The organism is Xanthomonas sp. fls2-241-TYG-148 (assembly GCF_030208815.1).
In the GTDB taxonomy this organism is placed as follows: domain Bacteria; phylum Pseudomonadota; class Gammaproteobacteria; order Xanthomonadales; family Xanthomonadaceae; genus Xanthomonas; species Xanthomonas campestris.
On record NZ_JARVTE010000006.1, the window covers coordinates 25946 to 45446 of the forward strand.

10 protein-coding genes are annotated in these 19501 nt (G+C 67.6%); 3 read left to right on the forward strand and 7 right to left on the reverse strand.

The features are described from left to right. Positions 1-8: 8 nt before the first annotated feature. Entirely contained in the window at positions 9-269 is a 261-nt protein-coding gene (locus QRM60_RS09325) for a hypothetical protein (RefSeq protein WP_146049886.1), read from the forward strand. Between the two features lie 409 nt (positions 270-678). Here the strand turns inward: QRM60_RS09325 and QRM60_RS21475 are convergent, their stop codons facing one another. Further along, positions 679-1494: a peptidoglycan-binding domain-containing protein gene (locus tag QRM60_RS21475; protein WP_315968449.1), complete on the reverse strand. Its 816-nt coding sequence runs from the start codon at positions 1492-1494 to the stop codon at positions 679-681. A 551-nt stretch (positions 1495-2045) separates the two neighbouring features. Continuing rightward, on the reverse strand, positions 2046-2603 hold the full coding sequence (locus QRM60_RS09335) for a hypothetical protein (RefSeq protein ID WP_103702339.1): 558 nt from the start codon (positions 2601-2603) through the stop codon (positions 2046-2048). 264 nt (positions 2604-2867) lie between these two features. Here QRM60_RS09335 and QRM60_RS09340 point away from each other — a divergent pair, with 264 nt between their 5' ends. Further along, positions 2868-3200 carry a hypothetical protein gene (locus tag QRM60_RS09340; protein WP_115541473.1) on the forward strand — a complete coding sequence of 111 codons (333 nt, stop codon included), beginning with the start codon at positions 2868-2870 and terminating at the stop codon, positions 3198-3200. A gap of 25 nt (positions 3201-3225) precedes the next feature. Continuing rightward, positions 3226-3543 carry a hypothetical protein gene (locus tag QRM60_RS09345; protein WP_162604188.1) on the forward strand — a complete coding sequence of 106 codons (318 nt, stop codon included), beginning with the start codon at positions 3226-3228 and terminating at the stop codon, positions 3541-3543. A 189-nt stretch (positions 3544-3732) separates the two neighbouring features. Here QRM60_RS09345 and QRM60_RS09350 read toward each other — a convergent pair whose 3' ends face one another. The 5 genes from QRM60_RS09350 to QRM60_RS09370 all read right to left on the reverse strand — a co-directional run bounded on the left by QRM60_RS09350 (position 3733) and on the right by QRM60_RS09370 (position 19253). After that, a complete protein-coding gene (locus QRM60_RS09350; RefSeq protein ID WP_119960814.1) occupies positions 3733-4023 on the reverse strand; it encodes a HigA family addiction module antitoxin in 291 nt (96 codons plus the stop codon). A gap of 168 nt (positions 4024-4191) precedes the next feature. Continuing rightward, complete coding sequence (locus tag QRM60_RS09355; protein WP_285446060.1) at positions 4192-6489, reverse strand: AAA family ATPase; 2298 nt, start codon at positions 6487-6489, stop codon at positions 4192-4194. Between the two features lie 358 nt (positions 6490-6847). Then, positions 6848-10816, reverse strand: a complete 3969-nt coding sequence (recB, locus tag QRM60_RS09360) for an exodeoxyribonuclease V subunit beta (protein WP_285446061.1) — start codon at positions 10814-10816, stop codon at positions 6848-6850. Next, on the reverse strand, positions 10813-14217 hold the full coding sequence (gene recC, locus QRM60_RS09365; protein ID WP_285446062.1) for an exodeoxyribonuclease V subunit gamma: 3405 nt from the start codon (positions 14215-14217) through the stop codon (positions 10813-10815). Before recC ends, recB begins: the two co-directional genes overlap by 4 nt. 293 nt (positions 14218-14510) lie before the next feature. Continuing rightward, entirely contained in the window at positions 14511-19253 is a 4743-nt protein-coding gene (locus QRM60_RS09370) for a putative Ig domain-containing protein (RefSeq protein ID WP_285446063.1), read from the reverse strand. Positions 19254-19501: the final 248 nt, after the last annotated feature.

Here is a 19501-nt window from a genome sequence, read left to right on the forward strand (position 1 = left end):
GATAGATTATGTCGCGTAAAATTAGTGCAAGCAACGGAATTAGTGTTACTGGTTATGGCCATCAAGCCTTCTTAAGCCAGCACGAGATAATAGGCGATAAAATCCACGATAACACCGATTTCATACTTATATACGAACATATAAGCCGGCTCGCTGGAGAACATGTGGCTCAGCAGCTGGTGCAGGCCATCGAGGACACAGCCAGTGGAGATTGGAAGGTAAAATCCGTTGCTGGTTTTGAATTATCAGTCGTCGAATTTGATGACTAGATTAATCTGAATTATCCTAGCTGAATCTTTCTTTTTGACTAAATGTGTAGCCGCACGGGTCACTCATATCTTTGAGTTCTCCTGTTGAGAATGAAGAGGGTCATGGGCACGTAGGTGGTCTAGCAAAATCAGCTTATTTCTCTGTTCCTTCCTAACTTGCGGGTAACGGGGTCAGGTTGACTTTCTCTACCCCCGCTAGCGCTCACGTGAGAAGGCCTGGTCGGGTCCACCTTGGCCTCCCGCGCATCCCCTCCGCCATGCTCACCCCTAGCCTCACCGCGAGAACGCACGATGATGAAGTGGATGGGAACCGCAGTGGCGCGGCAATGCTGGTGAGCGGTTGCGCCAAGGTGGAGGTTGAAAGCTCGTCGGCCACTGAGTCAAACTGCCAGACGAAAATTTCAGCTGCTCAGACCATTCGATGCTGGGGCGCGCTCAGCTGCTGTTGTTGATCCTGCTGCTGACTTTGCTGCTGGGCCTGTTGCTGCCGCTGCGTTTCGCTAAGCGTCTGCAGCTGCGATAGAGATTGCTCTACAGGCTGAGCGATAGCATCGCTGGTCTTCATGTGCGCCATCAGATGGGCGGGGTTATCCAATGCGCCCTGGACCACAAACACGTTCTCGCCCCTCCCCACGGACGCTGTTTGATTGCTCAACACGACATGGTCGATCTGCGTTAGTCCGTTCGCTTTAGCCAGGTGGGCGCTACTGGCCGCCAGCCGCGCGCTGTTGTCGTCATAGTCGCGGCCAAGGTTCTGTTCCAAGCGCCGCACGGCCTCTTCGGCCTGACGATGTAGTGGGTCTAGCGAGGGCACGGCGCCCTGGATATTGCGATAGGTTGGCGTGGCGTTGTGATCTTCCCGATTCAACTCGGGCGGGAAGGTACGCGGAGCAATCTGCTGCAATGTCGCGGGGTCGATGTCGCCTGTTTGAGAAAGGCCATGCGCCTGCTGGTAGTTGATCACTGCTGCCTGCATCGAAAGACGGTAGACACCATCTTCTTGAAGTGGCTGATTGTCTGCGCCGCGATAGCCTTCGGCATTCAATGTTTGCTGCACCTTTTGAACCATCTCGGACGATTCACCGATGCGGATTGTTCCGTCATCCACGAACGGCCTGGGTTCAATGCCACGATCCCGCCTTTCTGTATCGATCGACAGGCGACCGCTGACCAAATCGCCTACATAGTTCTCGTATTGTTGGTAGTAGCGACTGTCCACCTCCATATGCACGTGAATTGCTCCTGTTGCCTGCTTGCCTTGCACGCCTAACGCCTGGCCGTACTCGACCTGATCGCCAGCCTTTACGTGGAGTGGCGACATATGCCGGACACGGAGGATGACATCACCACCTTCCCGATCCAGCACATCGACCAACCCCTTTGACGTATTGACCGTACCAACAACGCCGGCAACGGGCGACGGAACATCCAGCGACCTTGAAGCAGGCCCAGAAGGCAACCTGGAATCCTCAAGCATGAAGTCCTTCTTCAACAATACCTGATCAGGACGAAGGCCATAGTCCTTACCTGCCTTGGAGACTTCGATCTCCTGGATTTCGCCACCAACCACTCCCAGCGTCCGACCTGCTTGACCGCCCACGACTTTGCCGTCGACCAGATGAGCATCACTGTTGCTTTTGGGATGGTGCGTAACTAACTCGTCGAAGTTTCCGACAGCCTCGTTGTGCTCTCCCCTTTTCGCATCCCACTCAAGTTGAATGACGCGATAGGGGGTCTGCTGTTTAACATCCTGTGCTGCCATATCCCAACTCCTTGTCAGTCCCTGAGATTAATCGCCCGTGTCAGGTACCAACAGCCCTGACGCTTCTCGAATACGTAGGTATCTACTTCGTATTCCATACCGAAATTTACTTTACGACCTTCGTTAGCCGTCAGCTCTACGGAGACATGAGAGCCAACCTCACTTTTTGGCTCAGGCTTGCTTCTTCCTGCGGCTAGTTGATCGAATACTTTTGCATCCTTGAAGTACCGGTAGGGGAATAATTCAAGGCGAGAGGGGCCGGTTCGCTTGGAGATATGCGTATCTGGTGATGACTCAGTTTCTTCTTCAACCGTATGAGTCGGAACCTCGTACTCCAACGGGTCGTTAGTGAAACGGCGACGTGCGTCGTCATTGGCAACATCGGCATATCGCTGAAGAAACGTGTTGAAATCCTTCGAGGGACAAGCGACCGGAGCTTGCTCCTTGTGCTGACTCAAATGCTCGCGCTGCGACGCAACTGCCTGCGCAGGCGAAGTACATCCCGCCGTCGAGATACAAATCACTGCAGCAAAGGCGAGATATGGATTCAGGTGATAGGCGCCCATACTCATTATTTCTCCTTACTTCATGGCGGAGGCATCTGAAAGCCCCCCTTGGCGGGGCTGCAAGACGACCTCAGCTTACCCATAGCTCAAGCTGTTTGGTGATCTTCCAGCCTTTTTCTGTGCGCGCAAGGAAGTAGCGGGTAACGCGGTGAGGTTGTGTTTTTTCAGGGTATGAGGGGCGCTCATATTCGGCCTGTCATTGTGCGGCCTTGACCTCCCGTACATCCCCCGCCCGCCATCCTCGCCGCAGACTCAACGGGAGAACACACGATGATGAAGTGGATGAGCACCGCGCTGGCCGCGGCACTGCTGGTGAGCGGTTGCGCCAAGGTGGAGGGCGAGAAGTTCGTCGGCCACTGGGTCAACGTGCAGACGCAGGAAGAGACGATGGACATCGAGCGCAATGGCGAGACCTTCATGGTCCGCAGCACCACGCCGAAGTTCTTCAGCCGTAAACCCAAGACCGAGAGCTACCCGGCGGTCTACAAGGACGGGGCGCTGCAGGTCACCAGCGATGGCGAGACGGTGAACTTCGCCATCGATGAGGCCAACGGCCACCTCAATACCGGCAGCGAGCAGTACCAGCGCGTGCCGGCCAAGTAGGGCCGCCGCTGTCGCCAGCGCCCGCGTGCCGACCTTCACCGTCGCACGCGGGCGTTTTGCGTTTTGGGGCTTTACCGGCCGCGTCGATGGGCAGCTGGGCCTGCCACCAAACGCCATGCCTGAGGCGGCCCTTCTCCCGGCGTGCCAATCCCCCCTGCCCTCCGCCACGCGCACGTCGTACAGTGCGCAGGCACGCCAGGCCATGGCGCTGCCCACCGATCAATCCAACAACTACGAGGGTGTCATGAGCAAGGGGATGGACCAGAAGAAGAGCCAGAAGAAAGAGCCGACCAAGACGCTGAAGGAAAAGCGCGCGGCCAAGCAGGAAAAGAAGGGCAAGTAAGCCGCCCTGCCTGCTACCTGGCAGACGAGGTCAGGTGGATCGCCTGACCTCGCGTTTAGGGTGACACCAGTCATCAGTGTGCGCGTTCCTGCCTGTGCATGCTCACGCTGCGCTGCTCCGCCATCGACAGGCCTTACAGGTCACTGGGCGTGCTCCGTTGTCAGCGTGACGTGCGAGACACCCTTCCCCTCAAGCCGCCAGCCGCTTGATCCGTGACGGCAGATCGCCCAGCGCGCGGTGCGCCTGTTCCAGCTCGTAATCGGCTTGCAGGCCCAGCCAGAAGCGCTCGGTTGTGCCCAGCGCGGCGGCCAGACGCACGGCGGTGTCGGCGGTGATGCCACGCTTGCCCAGCACGATCTCGTTGATGCGGCGCGGCGGTACATCAGTGGCCCGCGCCAGTGCGTTCTGGCTGATGCCCATCGGCTCGAGGAACTCCTCGAACAGGATTTCGCCGGGGTGGATGTTGGGTAGGACTGTCATGGACAGATGCCTCGTGCTCATTGGCGATGATCGCCGCGATTTTGATGCTTGGTGTCGCAGCTATTGCTGTCGGCGGCAGTTATTCGAAAGTTTCGAATAACTGTCTTTTGCTACAGCTCTTTGCCTGAGAACACTTTTCCCTGCTGCCATTGCGCCGGCTCGCGCCCATCAGAACAACGACCCCTGCACGGGCAACGCAGTGGATGGTTCTGTTGCTGGCTTGGCGGGTGCCGCCTGCTGCTCCCCACCCAACCGCCACGCCAGGCCCGAGATCCGCGCGGCGTGCCGTGCGAGCGCTGCGCGCAGCACTGCCTCGCTGCCGGCAAGGTGCAGGGCGCGGCGGGCGCGGGTGATGCCGGTGTAGAGCAGTTCGCGGCTGAGCACGCGGGCGTCGCGGGTGGGCAATTGCAGCCAGACGGTGTCGAATTCGCTGCCTTGGGCTTTATGCACGGTCATTGCGAAGGCGCTTTCGTGCGCGGGCAAGGCGGCGGGGTGGAAGCCGCGCACCTGGCCGTCGCCGTCGCCTTCGAACCAGGCGACCAAGGGGCCTTGGGCACGGCGATCGGCGACGGGGTCGGCGCGATTTGCGGTGCCGATGCTGTGGCTTGGGCCGGAAGACGTAGCTGCGTCGCTACGCGCTGTAACGGTGCTCGCGTCGCTGCGCTCCGAGGGAGCGTTTGTGTCGCTGCGCTCCGAAAAGGGACTCGCTTCGCTGCGCAGGCAGATGCCCACGTCGCCGTTGAACAGGCCGTGGCGGTAGCTGTTTTCGGTGATCAGCAGCAGGCGGCCCTGGAACCAGGGCGAGGCGCTGCCGAGGCGGCGGGCGCCGGAGCCGGATTCGGCCAGCAGTTGTTCGATGCGGGCGTTGAGGCCGCGGGCGCCCTGCGGGCCGGCGCGTACGGCGGTGAGCAGGCGTAGGCGACCCGCCTCACGCAGGGCGGCGGCGGGGTCGTGTGCGTCGGCCAGGGCGCGCCAGTGGGCGAGCAGTGCGTCGCGGCCGAGTGCCAGCGGGTCTTCGCCGTCTTCGTGGAAATGCACGCCGGCCAGGGTGCCGCTACGCAGCAGGGCCAGGGCGGTGTCGGCGTCGCCGGCGCGCACGGCGTCGGCCAGCGGGGCGAGCGCGAAGTCTTCCGCCTGCCGGTAGCCGCGCAGCAGGTGCACGCGGTGGCCGGCAAGACCGCCGCTGTGGGTGGTGGCCGGCGTGGCCGCTTTGGGTGTGACGTCACCAGACAGGTTGCCGAGCAGTGGCTGCAGCGCCTGGGCATCGTCTTGTTGCAGGGCATCGCCGGGGCCGGCGGCCTGCAGGATGGCGGCGAGCACATCGCCGGCTTCCACCGAGGGCAGCTGGTCGGCGTCGCCGAGCAGGATGAGCTGGGTGCCATCGGCCACGGCGTCGACCAGCTTGCACATCAGCGGCAGGTCGACCATGGAGGCCTCGTCGACCACGATCAGGTCGAACGGCAGCGGGTTGTCGGCGTCGTGGCGGAAGTGCGGCGAATCCGGGATGACGCCGAGCAGGCGATGCAGGGTGCTGGCGCCGGTGGGCAGGGCGTCGGCCAGGGTGGGGTCGACGCCGCTGGCGATGGCACGCGCCACGGCGCCGCGCAGGCTCTCGGCCATGCGCTCGGCGGCGCGGCCGGTGGGCGCGGCCAGGGCGATGCGCAAGGGTGAGACAGGGGCCGTGGTGGATGCGCTTGGTGGTGGTGCGCTGGCACCCCTTGAGGCGGGATGCTGCGTGGCTTCACCGGCAGATGTGTTGCCGACGCCGGCCGCAGTAGCCACGCCGGAGTGCCTGGCGTGCAGCGCCTGGGCGATTCGCAGCAGCAACAGCCGGGCGATGGTGGTGGTCTTGCCGGTGCCGGGTCCGCCGGTGACCAGCAGCAGCGCGCGACGCAGTGCGAGCGCGGCGGCCTGGGCCTGGCGGTCGGTGGAGGGCACTGGCAGCTGCGTGCCCTCACCCGCGCGTCGGGCACCCTCTTCCGAAGAGAGCGGGGACGCTTGGGGGAACAATTGCGCGAACAGCGGGACCAGCGCGGCCGCGTCGAAGGCCGGCTGCGGGTGGGCGGCGATGCGACGCAGGCCCTGGGCCAGGCGGCGTTCGTACTCGCGGTAGCGGCGCAGGTAGAGCAGGCCGTGTTCGAGCACCAGCGGGCAGTCGGCCGCGGCTGGCTCGTCGGGAGTGGGCTCGGCCACCCAGCGCGAGGCGGCCAGGGTGCGTTGCCAGTCGGCCGGGGTGGGCAGCGTGGGCGGCGGGCCGTCGCGGGGGTCGAGCAGCACGCTGACGCGTGCCGGGTCCAGGCCGGCATGGCCGCTGGCCACTGCGAGCGAGGCCAGCGCGGCGGCGCCCAACACGTCGCCGTGGGTGTCGGGTTCCAGCCGCTGCAGGCTTTGCGCCAGCGCCAGGTCGATGGTACGCAGGCTGCCGGCGCGTTGCAGGGCGTCGAGCAGGGAGGTGGGTTGGGTCATGGTGCAGTGCCTCCCGAGGTCGACGTGCCCCCGCCGTTTTCCTCACTCGGCACCTGCGCACGCGCGTGACCGCGTGGCCGCTCCCATGCAAGCACGTCGTAGCGCGCACGCGGAGCCTGCTCGCCACGGTGAGAGAGGGAATTCGATGCAGCGCTGGAGAGGAATGAAGGCTGGTCGGTCATGGTGCTGTCCATTCCAAAAGCAGACGTGCCCTCTGCCCAGCGCTCGTTCCGCTCCGCTGCACGCGCTACCACGTGGCGGTAACAGGCAAGCCCACCGTGGCGCGTACGCGCTGCCTGCTCGCCCCGAGGGGAGAGGAAATCCGGCGCAGCGCTGGAAAGGAATGACGCCTGGTTGATCATGGTGCGGTCCTTCCCGGCGCGGACGTGCCCTCATCCCGATAAGTCGCCCGGTTGGCCGAAGGCGCTGATGCGTCCGGAGTCTCCGGCGCGCCGGCGAACAGGGCATCCAGGGCGGTGACCAGGGCGGGGTCGAAGCGCCAGGCGTGGATGCCGGGCGCAGGCTGGCCGTCGGCGGCCGGGCGGGCGGCGTCCAGGCCGCGGCAGAACAGGTAGCGCACGCCGCCGAAGTCGCGGGCGTAGTCGTAGCCGGCGCCCAGGCGGAAGCGCAGCCAGCGGTGCAAGGCAATGGTGTAGATCAGCGCCTGCAGTTCGTACTCGCTGTGCGCCATGGCCCGTGCCAGGGCGTCGGGGTCGTAGGCCGGCAGGCGGTTGGATTTGTAGTCGAGCACATACCAGCGCCCGTCCGCGCAGTAGGTGAGGTCGATCAGGCCGGTCATCAGGCCTTCCAGGCGTTGGCGCGCGCCGAAGGCCTGGCGCTCGGTGACCACGCCAAAGCGGTGCAGCAGCGCCAGCAGGGCGTCCACGCGGGTGGGCCGCATGGCGAAGTGGAATTCCATCTCGTTGCGGCGCTGCGGCTCGGGCACCGCGGCCAGGCAGGTGCCCTCGGGCAGGGTCACGGTGAGGGTGTGGCCGACCAGGCGGGTGAGCATGGCCAGGCCGTCGTCCAGTTCGTCCTGGGCGTAGCCGCCGCGTTGCAGCGCTTCGAGGATGGCCGCGGCCTGGCCCTCGGGCGCGGGCTGGCCGGGGCGCCAGTTGCGCCAGGCGGCGAAGTCGCAGCGTTCGAACACATCGTGCATGGCCACGCCGAAGCGGTTGCCGGCAAAGCGGGGGTCGAACGCCTCCACCTCGGCGGGCGCGCTCACCGGCTCGCTGGCCGGCGGTTCGTCGCTGCCGCCGCTGCTGGCGAGCGTGGCGCTGGCCATCGGGTCGCTACCGGCGTCGGCATTGGCCAGCTGGGTGAAGCTGTAGACCCACCAGTCCGGCACCACGTGGCGCTGCGCCACGCGCGCGGCGGGCACCTGCACCGCGTCGTCGGCGGGCAGGCGCGGCAGCGTGGCCGGCGGCGCGGTGTCGTCGAGGGCGATCACCCCTGCACCGGCGCTGGCCTGCAGTGCGGCCGGGTCGCGCAGCATCGGCGCCAGCGCGGTGCGCTCGTGCTGGTGGAAAGCACCGGTGGCGATCCACAGCGCGTGCTCGGCGCGGGTCAGGCCGACGTAGAGCAGGCGTGCGTCTTCGGCGCGCTGTTCCTGCTTCCACGCCGTCTCGGCGGTGCTCCAGCTAGCAGTGTCGTCGGCGCTCAACTTGGAGGTGTTCCAGTGCAGCTGGCGGCCATGCGGCGGCGCGTGCACCACGCAGTGGCGGCCCGGGCTTTTATCAGCGCGGCCGATGCCGATGTACGGCAGGAACACCAAGGGGTATTCCAGGCCCTTGCTCTTGTGCAGGGTAACGATCTGCACGCGGCGCGCGTCCGATTCCAGCCGCAGCTGCTGGGTCTCGTCGTTGTCGTCGGCATTGGCGATGCGGCGCGCCAGCCAGTCGACCAGGCCGTGCGGGCCGAGCGCGCGGGTGTCGGCCTCCTGCAGCAGCTCGGCCAGTTGCAGGTAGTTGGTGAGGCGGCGTTCGCCATCGACCAGGGCCAGCAGGCGTTGCCCATGCGTGGCACCCAGATCGCCGACCAGGGCCAACGGGCCGCCGCGCTGCCAGCGCTCGCGCCAGTCCAGCGCCTGCTGCTGCCAGCGGCGATGACGCTCGCCGTCGTGTTCGAGGGCGGCAATGGCGGCGGCGTCTTCGCCGATCAGCACGGTGGCCAGCGCGGCGCGCAGGCGGCTGTCGTCGCCCGGGTCGAGCAGGGCCTGCAGCAAGGCAAGCAGTTCCAGCGCTTCGTCGGTGGCGAACAGGCTCTGCTTGCCGGCCGCCACCGCAGGAATGCCCACCGCGCCCAGCGCTTGCTGGATGCGCGTGGCCTCGCCGTGGCTGCGCACCAGCACCGCGATGTCGCCGGCCTGCACCGGGCGGCCATTGACGCTGGCGCTGCCGTCGCGGCCACCGGCCAGCCAACCGCGGATGGCGGCCACGCAGGCAGCGGTGCACAGCTCGCGCGCGCGGCCGGCGCTCCAGGGTTTGGGTTTGCCTTTTGCCGGCGGTGGCGGCGCAGGTGCGCGCCACAGCGTCAGTGCCGGGGCAGCGGCGCCATCGCGCTGCAGATCGGCGTCGCTGCGTTTGGTGCCCGGCTGCACCGGATGAAACGCGATGCCCTCGGTGAGGAAGGCCTCGGCGTAACCGGCCTGCGCGTACAGCGCGTCGATGGCCGCCAGCACGCCGGGGCGCGAGCGGAAGTTGTGCTCCAGCGGCGGCGCGCGTTGTGCGGTGGTGGCCGCGGCCAGATAGGTCTGCACGTCGCCGCCGCGGAAGCCGTAGATGGCCTGCTTGGGGTCGCCGATCAAGGCGAGCAGGCGCGGCGGCGCGGCGCCGGCAGCGTTGTCGAAATCCGCGTCATCGTCTGGCGCGAGTGCCTCGCCGGAGGCAGCGTGCTCAGGCCCGAACACACGCGAGAAGATCTGCCACTGGCGGTCGTCGGTGTCCTGGAATTCGTCCACCAGCGCAATGGCGTATTGCGCGCGCAGCCGCTGCACCAGCGCCTCGGCCTGCGGGCCCTGCAATGCGCGGGCAACGCCATCGACCAGGTCGTCGTAGGTCTGCACGCGGCGCTGGCGCTTGCGCTGCGCCAGCTGCAGCACGGCATCGTCGCGCAGCGCATGCAGCAGGCGGATGCGGCGCTGCCCTTCCCACTGGCGCACCACTGCATCGGCCTTTTGCCACACGGCGAGCGCGTCGAACAGCGGCGAGCACGGCACGCGGTCGTGCGCGCCGTCCTTGCAGAATTCGCGCAGGCGCTGCGGCAGCAATTTGTCCAGATGGCCGCCGTCGTCCAGCACCCAATGCGCCTCGGCACTGCCCTGCCACAGTTGCTCGAAGGCCTTGTCGAAACTGGGGCGGCGCGCGCGGCGGCCATCGAAGATCTTGTGCTCGAACGCGGCGGCCACCGCGTCGTAGGCGGTATCGCCATGCGCACGCAACGCGGCCACCACGGCCTGCGCGGCTGCCTGGCGCGCGGGCTGCGGGTCCGACGTTGGTGCGGCGACAGCGGGCAGCAGTTCGGGCTGCTGCACCAGCGCGCGCAGGTCGCTGGCCAGGGCGCTGTGGCCGGCCGGCCACAGCGCCACCAGATCGTCGGCCATGGCGGCATCGGCGGCGCGCTGCCGCCACAGGTCGGCGGCCACCTCGCCGAGCAGTTCGCGGTCGTTGGCCAGCAGTTGCGGCGCGGCAAACGCCTGACCACTTTCCAGCGCGTGTTCGCGCAGCACGCGCGCGCAGAAGCCGTGGATGGTGAAGATGGCCGCCAGGTCGATTTCTTCCACCGCCTGCTGCAGGCGGCGGCGTAGCGCGGTGGGAGTTTCGGTGCCGGTGGCCAGGTGTGCGGTGAGGATGGCGCGGGTGAGGACGGCGTCGGGTGCGTCCTGTGCGTGTGGGTGCGGGGGTGTCTGCGCTGGGTGGTCGGCGGGCGCGGTCGCGGGCGGGGCCATGTTGATCGCAGGCGATGGCGCATCGCTCGCCTGGGTCTGGGTGGGTTCGGTCGCGGCCAAGGCCGCTCCTGCACCAGCCGATGAGGCGTTGGGCAGCAGCGTTGTCTGCGGTTCGGTTGCGGCCGCGTCTGCGCGGGCGTCGGGGACCAGGGTGGCGGCCAGGGCCAGGCGCTCGCGGATACGACGGCGCAGCTCCTGGGTGGCGGCTTCGGTAAAGGTCACCGCCAGGATCTGGCCGATGCGCAGGCGCCGCTCCACCACCAGCCGCGCAAACAGCGTGGCCAGGGTGAAGGTCTTGCCGGTGCCGGCGCTGGCCTCGATCAGGCGCACGCCGTGCAGCGGCAGGTGCAGGTACGGGTCGGTCACGGGGCTGTTGCTCATTCGGCGTCGTCCTGCGCGCCACGCCACTGCCGCCAACTCTCGATCACGCGTGCAGGATCCAGCGGTGCCGGCGCGCTGCCGTGTTCGAGCAGCGCAAACAGCTGATGGCTGGTGCGGGCGAAGTCGGCGAACTGCTGCGCATCGCCGAACGGGTCGCGGCCACGGGTGACCAGGCGCAGCTCCGGGCTGTGCGATTCGCTCCAGCCGAAGCTCGATTGCCACTGGCCGTGCGCGTCCTTGATGGCCTTGTCCCATTCGTCGTTGCGGGCGGCCTGGTGGTATTTCCAACTGCTGTACGGCGCGAACGCCAGCGGCGTCTGCAGGCCGTGCCGGTACAGCTGCAGCAATTCGCCCAGGGCCGCGCGTGCCTGCGTCTGCGACAGCGGCTCGGCGTCGATCGGATGCGGGCCCAGGCTGTCGTCGTGCTCGAAGAAGCGCACGAACGGCACGCGCTCTCCGGCCGCGCGCAGCAGCAGCCATTCCAGGCCGTCGCGAATCGCGCTGCGGCCGCTGAGCGCGCCCACCTGCACACGCCCTACCCCGTTCGCATACCACCCGGGCACGCGGCCGTGGACGTTGGTACCGTCGATCTCCACCTGCAGCCGGTGCGACTGCGCCGGTTCATCGCCACGCCACTGCCGAAATACGTCGGCATACGGGCGCAACTGGCGCAGGCGCTCATCGAGCTGGCGCCGCCCCAATGGTCCCGATGGCAGCAGTGCGCGCGCACGCAAGCGCTCGTACAGGCCATCGGCATCGCCGGCCACGGCGGCCTCGAACACCTGCTGCTGCAAGCCGTACTGCTCCAGCCCGCGGGTGGGCGCCAGCAACGGCTCCAGGTCGCTGTCTTCGCCGGCCGGGTCCGGCAACCGCATGCCCAGGCGATGGCGCAGGAACTGCCCGGCCGGGTCGGCGAACAGGCGGCGCAGGTCGTCGATCGAGACACTGGCCGGCAACGCGCTGGGGTCGGCCGGCAACGCACCGGCCACCCACGGCGCCAGCGGCTGGCGTTGCCCGGCCAGGCTGTCGACGGCCGGCCGCCATTGCCGGCGGTAGCTGAAACGGCGCGGGTCGGCGCCGTCTTCGCCCACCGCACCAAACGCGGCGGCAGCGAACGGCTGCAACGGGTGGCGCACCACCAGCGCATCGATCGCCTTTGGATCGGCGTGGTACTGCGCGGCGCTACCCAGCAGCTCGCTCACCAGCACCGAGGGTTCGCGCACCGTGCCATCGCGCGCATCGGCACCGAGATAGCTGAGATAGAACACCTCCTGCGCGGAGGCGAACAACTGCAGGAACAAAAAGCGATCGTCTTCGCGGGTGGAGCGGTCGCCATGGCGGCGGCGCTCGGTGCCCAGTTCGGCGGTGAGGCGATTGAGCCCGGCAGCCGGGTCGCGACGCGGGAAGTCGCCATCGTTCATGCCCAGCAGGCAGATGGCGCGGAACGGCAGCAGGCGCATCGGCACCATGCGGCCGAAGCTGATGCCGCCGGTGAGCAGTGGCGCGCGCGTGTCCGACTCGCCCAGCACCGCGGCAAAGTGCGCACGCACCACCTCGGCTGGCACTTTGCCGGCGTACTCGGCGCGCACCGCGTCGCGGGCGAACTGGTCGATCAAGGTACGCAGCCGCTCCAGCGCGCGCTGCGCCCGCGGCGCCGAGGGGGCGGCCGGGATCAGCGCCTCCAGCAGGCCGAGCAGGCATTCGCGCCACTGCACCGGCGTCATCGCCTCGGCCAGCGCGGCCTGGTGGCGATCGAGCACGCGCAGCAGCCGCAACAAGGTGTCCAGCGCGGCCAGCGCGCTGCCTTCCAGCTGCGGCCAGGGCGCCACGCCGTCGATGTCGTCCTCGGCACCGCTGGCGTGGCCGAGCAGCAGGCGGTCCAGCGCAAAGCGCCAGGTGTAGGCATCGTCGCCAGGCGCCTGGTGCTGGCGCCGATGCACTGCATCCAGCCCCCAGCGCGCGCCGGCGCCGTGCAACCAGCCACGCAGGCGCTCCAGCCCGGCTTCATCCAGCCCGGCGGCCTCGGCGATCGGCGCACTGGCCAGCAGGTCCAGGATCTCGTGCAGGCCAAAGCGCGAAATCGGCAGGCCCAGCAAGGTGAGGAACACATCGGCCAACGGCTCGCTGGCCAGCGGGCTGGCGTCGGCCAGTGCGTACGGCAGCCCGTCGTCGCTGCCATGGCCACCGAACACCGCGTCCAGATACGGCACGTACGGGTCGATGTCCGGCGACAGCACCGCGATCTCGCGCGGCTGCAGCGGCGGGTCGAAGCGCGCATCGTCCAGCAACGCGCGCAGTTGGTCGTGCAGCACCTGCAGCTCGCGCAATCGCGTGTGGCAGGCGTGCACCTGCAGGCTGGGGTCGTGCAGGTTGACCGCCGGCAACACGGGCGGCACGGCCGGGGCGTGGCGATGGAACAGGTCGCTCTGCATGCGCCGCAGCAGGCTGTCGCCCAGGCCACCCTCGGCCAGCGTGCGGCGGCCGGCGTCCAGCGGGTCGGCGTAGGCGGCGATCTCGGCCAGCGGGTGCACCACTTCGTAATCGCCGACCAATGCCATGAAATCGCGCCCGGCCGCGCCCCAGGCCTGCAGCAACGGATTTTCCTGCACCTGCTCGGCGAACAACGCCACCGCCCCGCCCTCGCGGCGGCGCTGCCACAGTGTCTGCAGATCGCCCCAATAGCCTTGCGTGGGCGTGGGCAGATAGAAATGCAGCGTGCCCACCCTCGCCTGCGTGGCCAGCACGCGCAGCACGTCCGGGGACACATTGAGGATGGCGAAGGCGAACAACCGCTTCGGCAAGCCCTGCGGCAGCGGGCCGTCCGGGCGCGCATAGCGGTCCAGATACTGGCCGATGCGGCGCGCGCGGTATTGCCGCCCGCCGGCGATGCTGCGCCACAGCCGCGCCTGCGGGTCGTCCGCGTCGGCACCGCTTTCCCAGCGCAGCAACCAGTCGCGCCGCCAGGCCTGGTATTTCTCGAACACGCCGCCCAGCTCGCCGGCCAGCGCCCACGGCTTGAGCGCATCGCCATCGGCCAGATACCCGGCCAGCGGCGCCAACGCCGCGTCGCTGCCCAGTTCGCCTTGCAGGGTCTGGTACAGGCGCCACTGCGTGGTGGCCATATCCAGGTCGTCGTCGGCCGGGCCGAGATTGCGTTCCAGCGCGCGCGCGACGAATTCGCCGGGCGTGAGGAATTCCAGATTCGCCGCCACCCCGTGTTCGGCCGCCAGCGTGGACTGCAGCCAGCGCCGCATCGCCACCTGCGGAATCAGCACCACCTCCGGCTGCAACACCGGTTGCTCGGGCACCGGCCGGCGCAGTTCTTCGGCGAGCAAGGCGGCCAGGGTATCCAGCGCATTGGACGGGTACAGACGGAAATCGGGCGCGGACGTGGCATGCATGCGTGCGGCATTGTGCCGGATGCAGGCGAGATGCGCAGTCTGGGGAGGCGTATGCGTGCATTGCGCACTGCGCCCCGCAGAGCGGCGCGGCACGTTGCCTGGTGCCGCTACATCGCCACTGCAATGATCGCTGTCATGCCCTCTGTATGGACCTACAGCGCTGCACCACTAGTCCCGGCGAAGTGCGCACCCACTCGCCGGCTGCACGCTCCTAAGCGACGCACCCGACAAACGCGAAGGGCCGTACATCTGCACGGCCCTTCGCATTGCTCACTGCCCGTCGACAGACGCGATCAGTATTTCTTTTCCAGGTTGATCATCCAGGTCTGATCGTTGCCGCTGTCGCCGTCGGTGATGCCGCGGTATTCCAGCCGCGTCGACAGGCCTTGTTCGGTCAGCAAGGCCGCACCGATACCGACCATCAGGCGGTTGCGATCGAACGCGTTCTGACCGGTGCGATACACCGGGCCACCGATGATGTCGGCATAGCCCAGCGTTGCGTCGCCGCGGCCCTGGAAGTCGCGCTGGTATTCCACGCGGACCTGCGGGGTCAGGCGTCCCCAGGCCACATCGCGGCGCCATTCCAGGCGCAGGCCCAGGTTGCCGGTGGTGGTGGCCACATCCATGTCGTCATAGCGCAGCGCGAACGGCGCGATGCCATCTTCGACGTACCCATCCAGGGTTGCCCGGGCCACATCCACCCGCGCATACGGGGTGATCTGCAGATTGCCGCGTTGCAGGTCCGCACCGCTGGACAGCGAGGCGATCCACTGCTTGCCGTCGCGGCTGCCTTCGGCCATCGAAGCGTCGTCGGTGACGAAACGACGCAGGTCGTAAGACAGCAGCTGATAACCCACCAGGGTGTCGAAGAAAAACGCCTTGCCCGGATGGAAGCTGGCATACAGCGCCATGGTGTAGGCGGTGGCCTTGGAGTGGCTGCCGTTCCTGCCTACATCGCTGTCGTCGCGGCCCCAACCCAGGCCCGCACCCACTGCCAGCGACGGCGCCAGCCGGTAGTCCGCACCCACGCTCAAGCCATCGGTCTGGAAGTCCACGCCGTTGGTGTTGGCCTGCCTATTCAGGCTGCCGGAGCGGATCGCACCGCCCACCCACAGGCCCAGGTCGCCCTGGCCCTGCGCACCGCCGGTGCTGCCGGTTGCCATCGCCGGCGCATCGCGGAACTCGTTGTCGGCATCCTGGGTGTCCGGGCTGCACGGCTGCGCGCTGATGCCGCGATCGGCCTGGCGGCAATGCGAGGTCGGCTGGAAGGTCACCGCATTGCTCAGCGTGCTGCCGCCACGGTGGGTGGCTTCCAGACGGCGCTGGAAGTTGTCGATCTGCGCCTTGGCGAAGCGCCGCGTCGACTCGGACTGCGCATCGATCAGGCCACGCACTTCCGCATCCACACTCGGGTCGCGCCGCGGCGCCACGGTGAAGGTCACGCTTGCCGCCGCCGAGGTGGCGAACGCGTTGGACAAGGTGAACTGCACGGTGGCCTGACCGACGAAGGCCGGGTTCGCCACGAAGGTCAGCATGAAGCTGGGGGAAGAAGCCTGCGCAGTGGCCGCAGGCGCAAAGCCGGAAGTGCGCGCCGCTGCCGCCGCTGCACCCACCTGGGTGATGGTGGCGGTCCCGGCCGAGGCCGGCAGCACTGCGACCACCGCGGCAGCCACGAACGGCCCGCCGGTAGCATTACGGGTCAGATCGACCTGCGACGCCGCACCCGGCACCGCCTCGGCGGTGACCGACACGGCAATCGGGCGCGCATTGACGGCGATGGTCACCGTTGCTGCGGCCGAGGTTCCACCGCTGCCGGCGACCGTGTAGCTCACCACATCGGTGCCGACAAACCCGGCCGCCGGCGTGTACACCAGCTCCAGCCCATTGACCACGGCGGTGCCGTTGGTCGGCGCGGTCGCAATGGCGATCGCAGTGATGTTGCCGGTGTCGTTGGCGGTCACCGGCACCGTCACCGCCGCATCGCTCATGGTGGCCGCGGTATCGGCCACGGCAACCGGGGCCGCAGTGCTCACCGTGAAGGTGTACGCCTGCGTCGCAGTAGCGTTGCCGGCATCGGCCACCGCGATGGTGAAGGACGTGCTGCCCTCGGCGGTGGGCGTGCCTGACAACACGCCGTTGCTGGCCAGCGTCAGACCGGCCGGCAAGGTGCCGCTGGCAACGCTGTAGGTGTACGGCGCAACGCCACCGGTGGCAGTCAACACCTGGCTGTACGGCGTACCACGCACCGCTGGCGGCAGCGTGGATTGACCCGGCACCAACGTGGCGCCGGCAATGCTCAGTGTGTAGCTCTGGCTCGCCTGCGCGGCCGGGCTGGGCGTGCTGTCGGTGACCGTCAGGGTGAAGTTGAACGTGCCAGACACCGTTGGCGTGCCGCTGAGCGCGCCGGTTGCGGCGTCCAGCACCACACCGCTCGGCAATGCGCCCGCGGTCAGTGCATAGCTGTACGGCGCGGTGCCGCCGGTCGCCGGCGAAATCGCCGCCGTGTACGCCTGCCCTGCCGTGCCGGCCGGCAAATTGCTGGCCGGCAAGGCCAGGTTCGGTGCCGCCACCGTCAGGCTGTAGGCCTGGTCGCCGGTGAAGTTGCCCGCGTCGGTGGCCCGGACGGTGACAGTGAAGCTGCCTTCCGCTGTTGCGGTGCCCGACAACGTGCCGTTGCTGGCCAGGGTCAGACCGGCTGGCAGACTGCCGGCGCTGAGCGTGTAGGTGTACGGCGCGGTACCACCGCTGGCGCTCAGTGTCTGGCTATAGGCCGTGCCGCGGGTGGCGGTCGGCAGCGCGGATGGGGCAACCACAATCGTCGGCGCGGCGATCGTCACCGCGTAGCTCTGGGTGGCCTGCGAGGCCGTGCCGCTGGTGCTGTCGGTCGCGGTCACGCTGAAGGCGAAGTTGCCCGCGCTGGTAGGCGTTCCGGTCACGGCGCCGGTGGCGCTATTGAGCGTGATACCCGCCGGCAAGGCGCCGGCCGTGACCGCGTACGTATACGGTGCGATACCGCCGGCTGCTGGCGTGATCGCGCTCGAATACGCCTGGCCGGCAGTGCCGGCCGGCAGGGTGGTTGCCGGCAGGATCACGTTCGCCCCGGCCACCACCAGCGCATAGGCGCGACTGCCGGTGGTGGGGTTGCCGCTATCGGTGGCGCTGGCGGTGAAGTTGAAGCTGCCGGTGGCCGTGGGCGTGCCGGACAGCACGCCGGCAGCGCTCAGGGTCAGCCCGGCCGGCAACGCACCGGCAGTGACGGCGAAGCTGTACGGCGCAGTGCCGCCGCTGGCGCTCAGGTTCTGGCTGTAGGCGCTACCGGCGGTGGCCGACGGCAGCGATGCCGGGCCGACCGTCACCACTGCATCGTCATTGATGATGGTGCCGGTGCCGGTGGCGCGGGCAATGGACGCGTTGCTGACGCCGGACAGGGCGACACTGAAGGTCTCGTTCGGCTCGACCGCGGTATCGCCGTTAACGGTGATGGCCACGCCTTGCGCGGTGGTGCCGGGCGCGAACGTCAGGGTGCCGGAACGCGCGACATAGTCGCTGCCGGCGGTGGCGGTACCGTCGGCGCTGGCGTAATTGACCGACACGGTCTGGCCGCTGGCCGCGCTCAGGGTCACCGTGAAGGTGGCCGTGGTGGTGCCGCTGTTGCCTTCGTTGACGCTGACGTCGTCGATCGACAGCGAAGGCAGCGCATCGTCGTTGACGATGGTGCCCTGGCCTTGGGCGTCGCTGACCCCGGCGCCGCTGACGTTGCTGACGTTGACGAAGAAGGTCTCGTTGGGTTCGCTGAGCGTGTCGCCGTTGACCAGCACGGTGAAAGTCGCGCTGCTACTACCAGCGGGGATGGTCTGCCCGGTGAGGCTGGAGGCGACGTAGTCCACGCCTGCGGTGGCGGAGCCATCGGCGGTGGCGATATCGAAGCTGACGCCGCCGGCACCGGCCGGCTGGCTGAGCGAGACGGTGAAGGTGGCATTGCTCGTGCCGGCATTGCCTTCATTCACCGAGACGTCGTTGATCGACAGCGTCGGCTGGTCGTCGTTGGCGATGGTGCCGATGGCGCTGTTGGGCGACCCTACGCTGTAGCCGCTGCCCGCAGCGAGGCTGATCACCACGGTCTCGTCCGGTTCGATGGTGGCATCGGCGGTGGGATTGATGGTGATGGTGCCGCTGATCTGGCCGGCGGCAATCGTCAGCGGCGAACTCACGGCCGCGTAGTCGCTGCCCGAGGTCGCGCTGCCGCCGACATTGAAGGCAATCGACACCGCGCTCTGCGCAGCCTGGTCGAGCGTGACGGTATAGATCAGGTTGGCCGCGCCGTCCTCGGGCACGCTGGCCGGAGACACCGTGATCGATGCGGTCGGAAAGTCGTCGTTGACGATGGTGGCGGTGGCGCTGGACGGGCTGCCGATGGCATAGCCGCTGCCGCTGACCACGCTGATCACCACCGTCTCGTTGGCCTCCACCGTGGTGTCGGCGACCGGGGTGACGGAGAAGGTGGCCGTGGTGGCGTTGGCGGGCACCACCACGCTGTTCGGCGCACCCGTGTAGTCGGTGCCGCTGGTGGCGGTGCCGCTGCGGCTGAGGTTCACCGTGGTCGCCGAACTGCTGCTCTGGCTCAGCGTCACCGTGTAGGTGAAGGCGGCGCCGCTGTCTTCGTTGCGGCTGGCTGGGCTCACCGCGATGCTGGCCGACAGCGACGGGGTGATGGTGATGTTGACGGTGATGGTGTCGCCCCGGCCATCTTCTAGCGGGAACGTGTCGCTGGTGGCGCTGTCACCGTTGTGGGTGTAGGTGACGATCTGCGTGCCCTGCGCGCCACTCGGATTGGGGACCACGATCGTGCCGTGCGCAGGTTGCACACCGTTCCAGCCAACGCCGATATCGTCTACGCCCGTGCCATCGCAGGTCGTTACGTCGATCTGTACCGAACCGCCCCGCACCACAGTGGCGTTCAAGGTCGGGCAGTAGGTCGAGGCTTGCGCCATCGCCCAGCCTGGTGCAAAGAGCGTCATCGCGAACAGGACAAACATCACGACCAAACGTGCGCGGCCGCCGGTGGCGTCCGCTAGAAACCTACGCTGCTTGTTCACTGTCCACACCCCTGGAGCGCGCCATCCCCGGCGCCGGCAACGATCCTCGTGCCTGAAGGCAACGCCGCCCTAGAGATTTCCCCCTTCGGCATTGCGAGCGTATTTGAACAGGAACTGACTGACGAATAAACAATGAAAACTTAATACTTCATTCCAGTTCCAGATATTCCAGGCTTGCTCAATCAGAA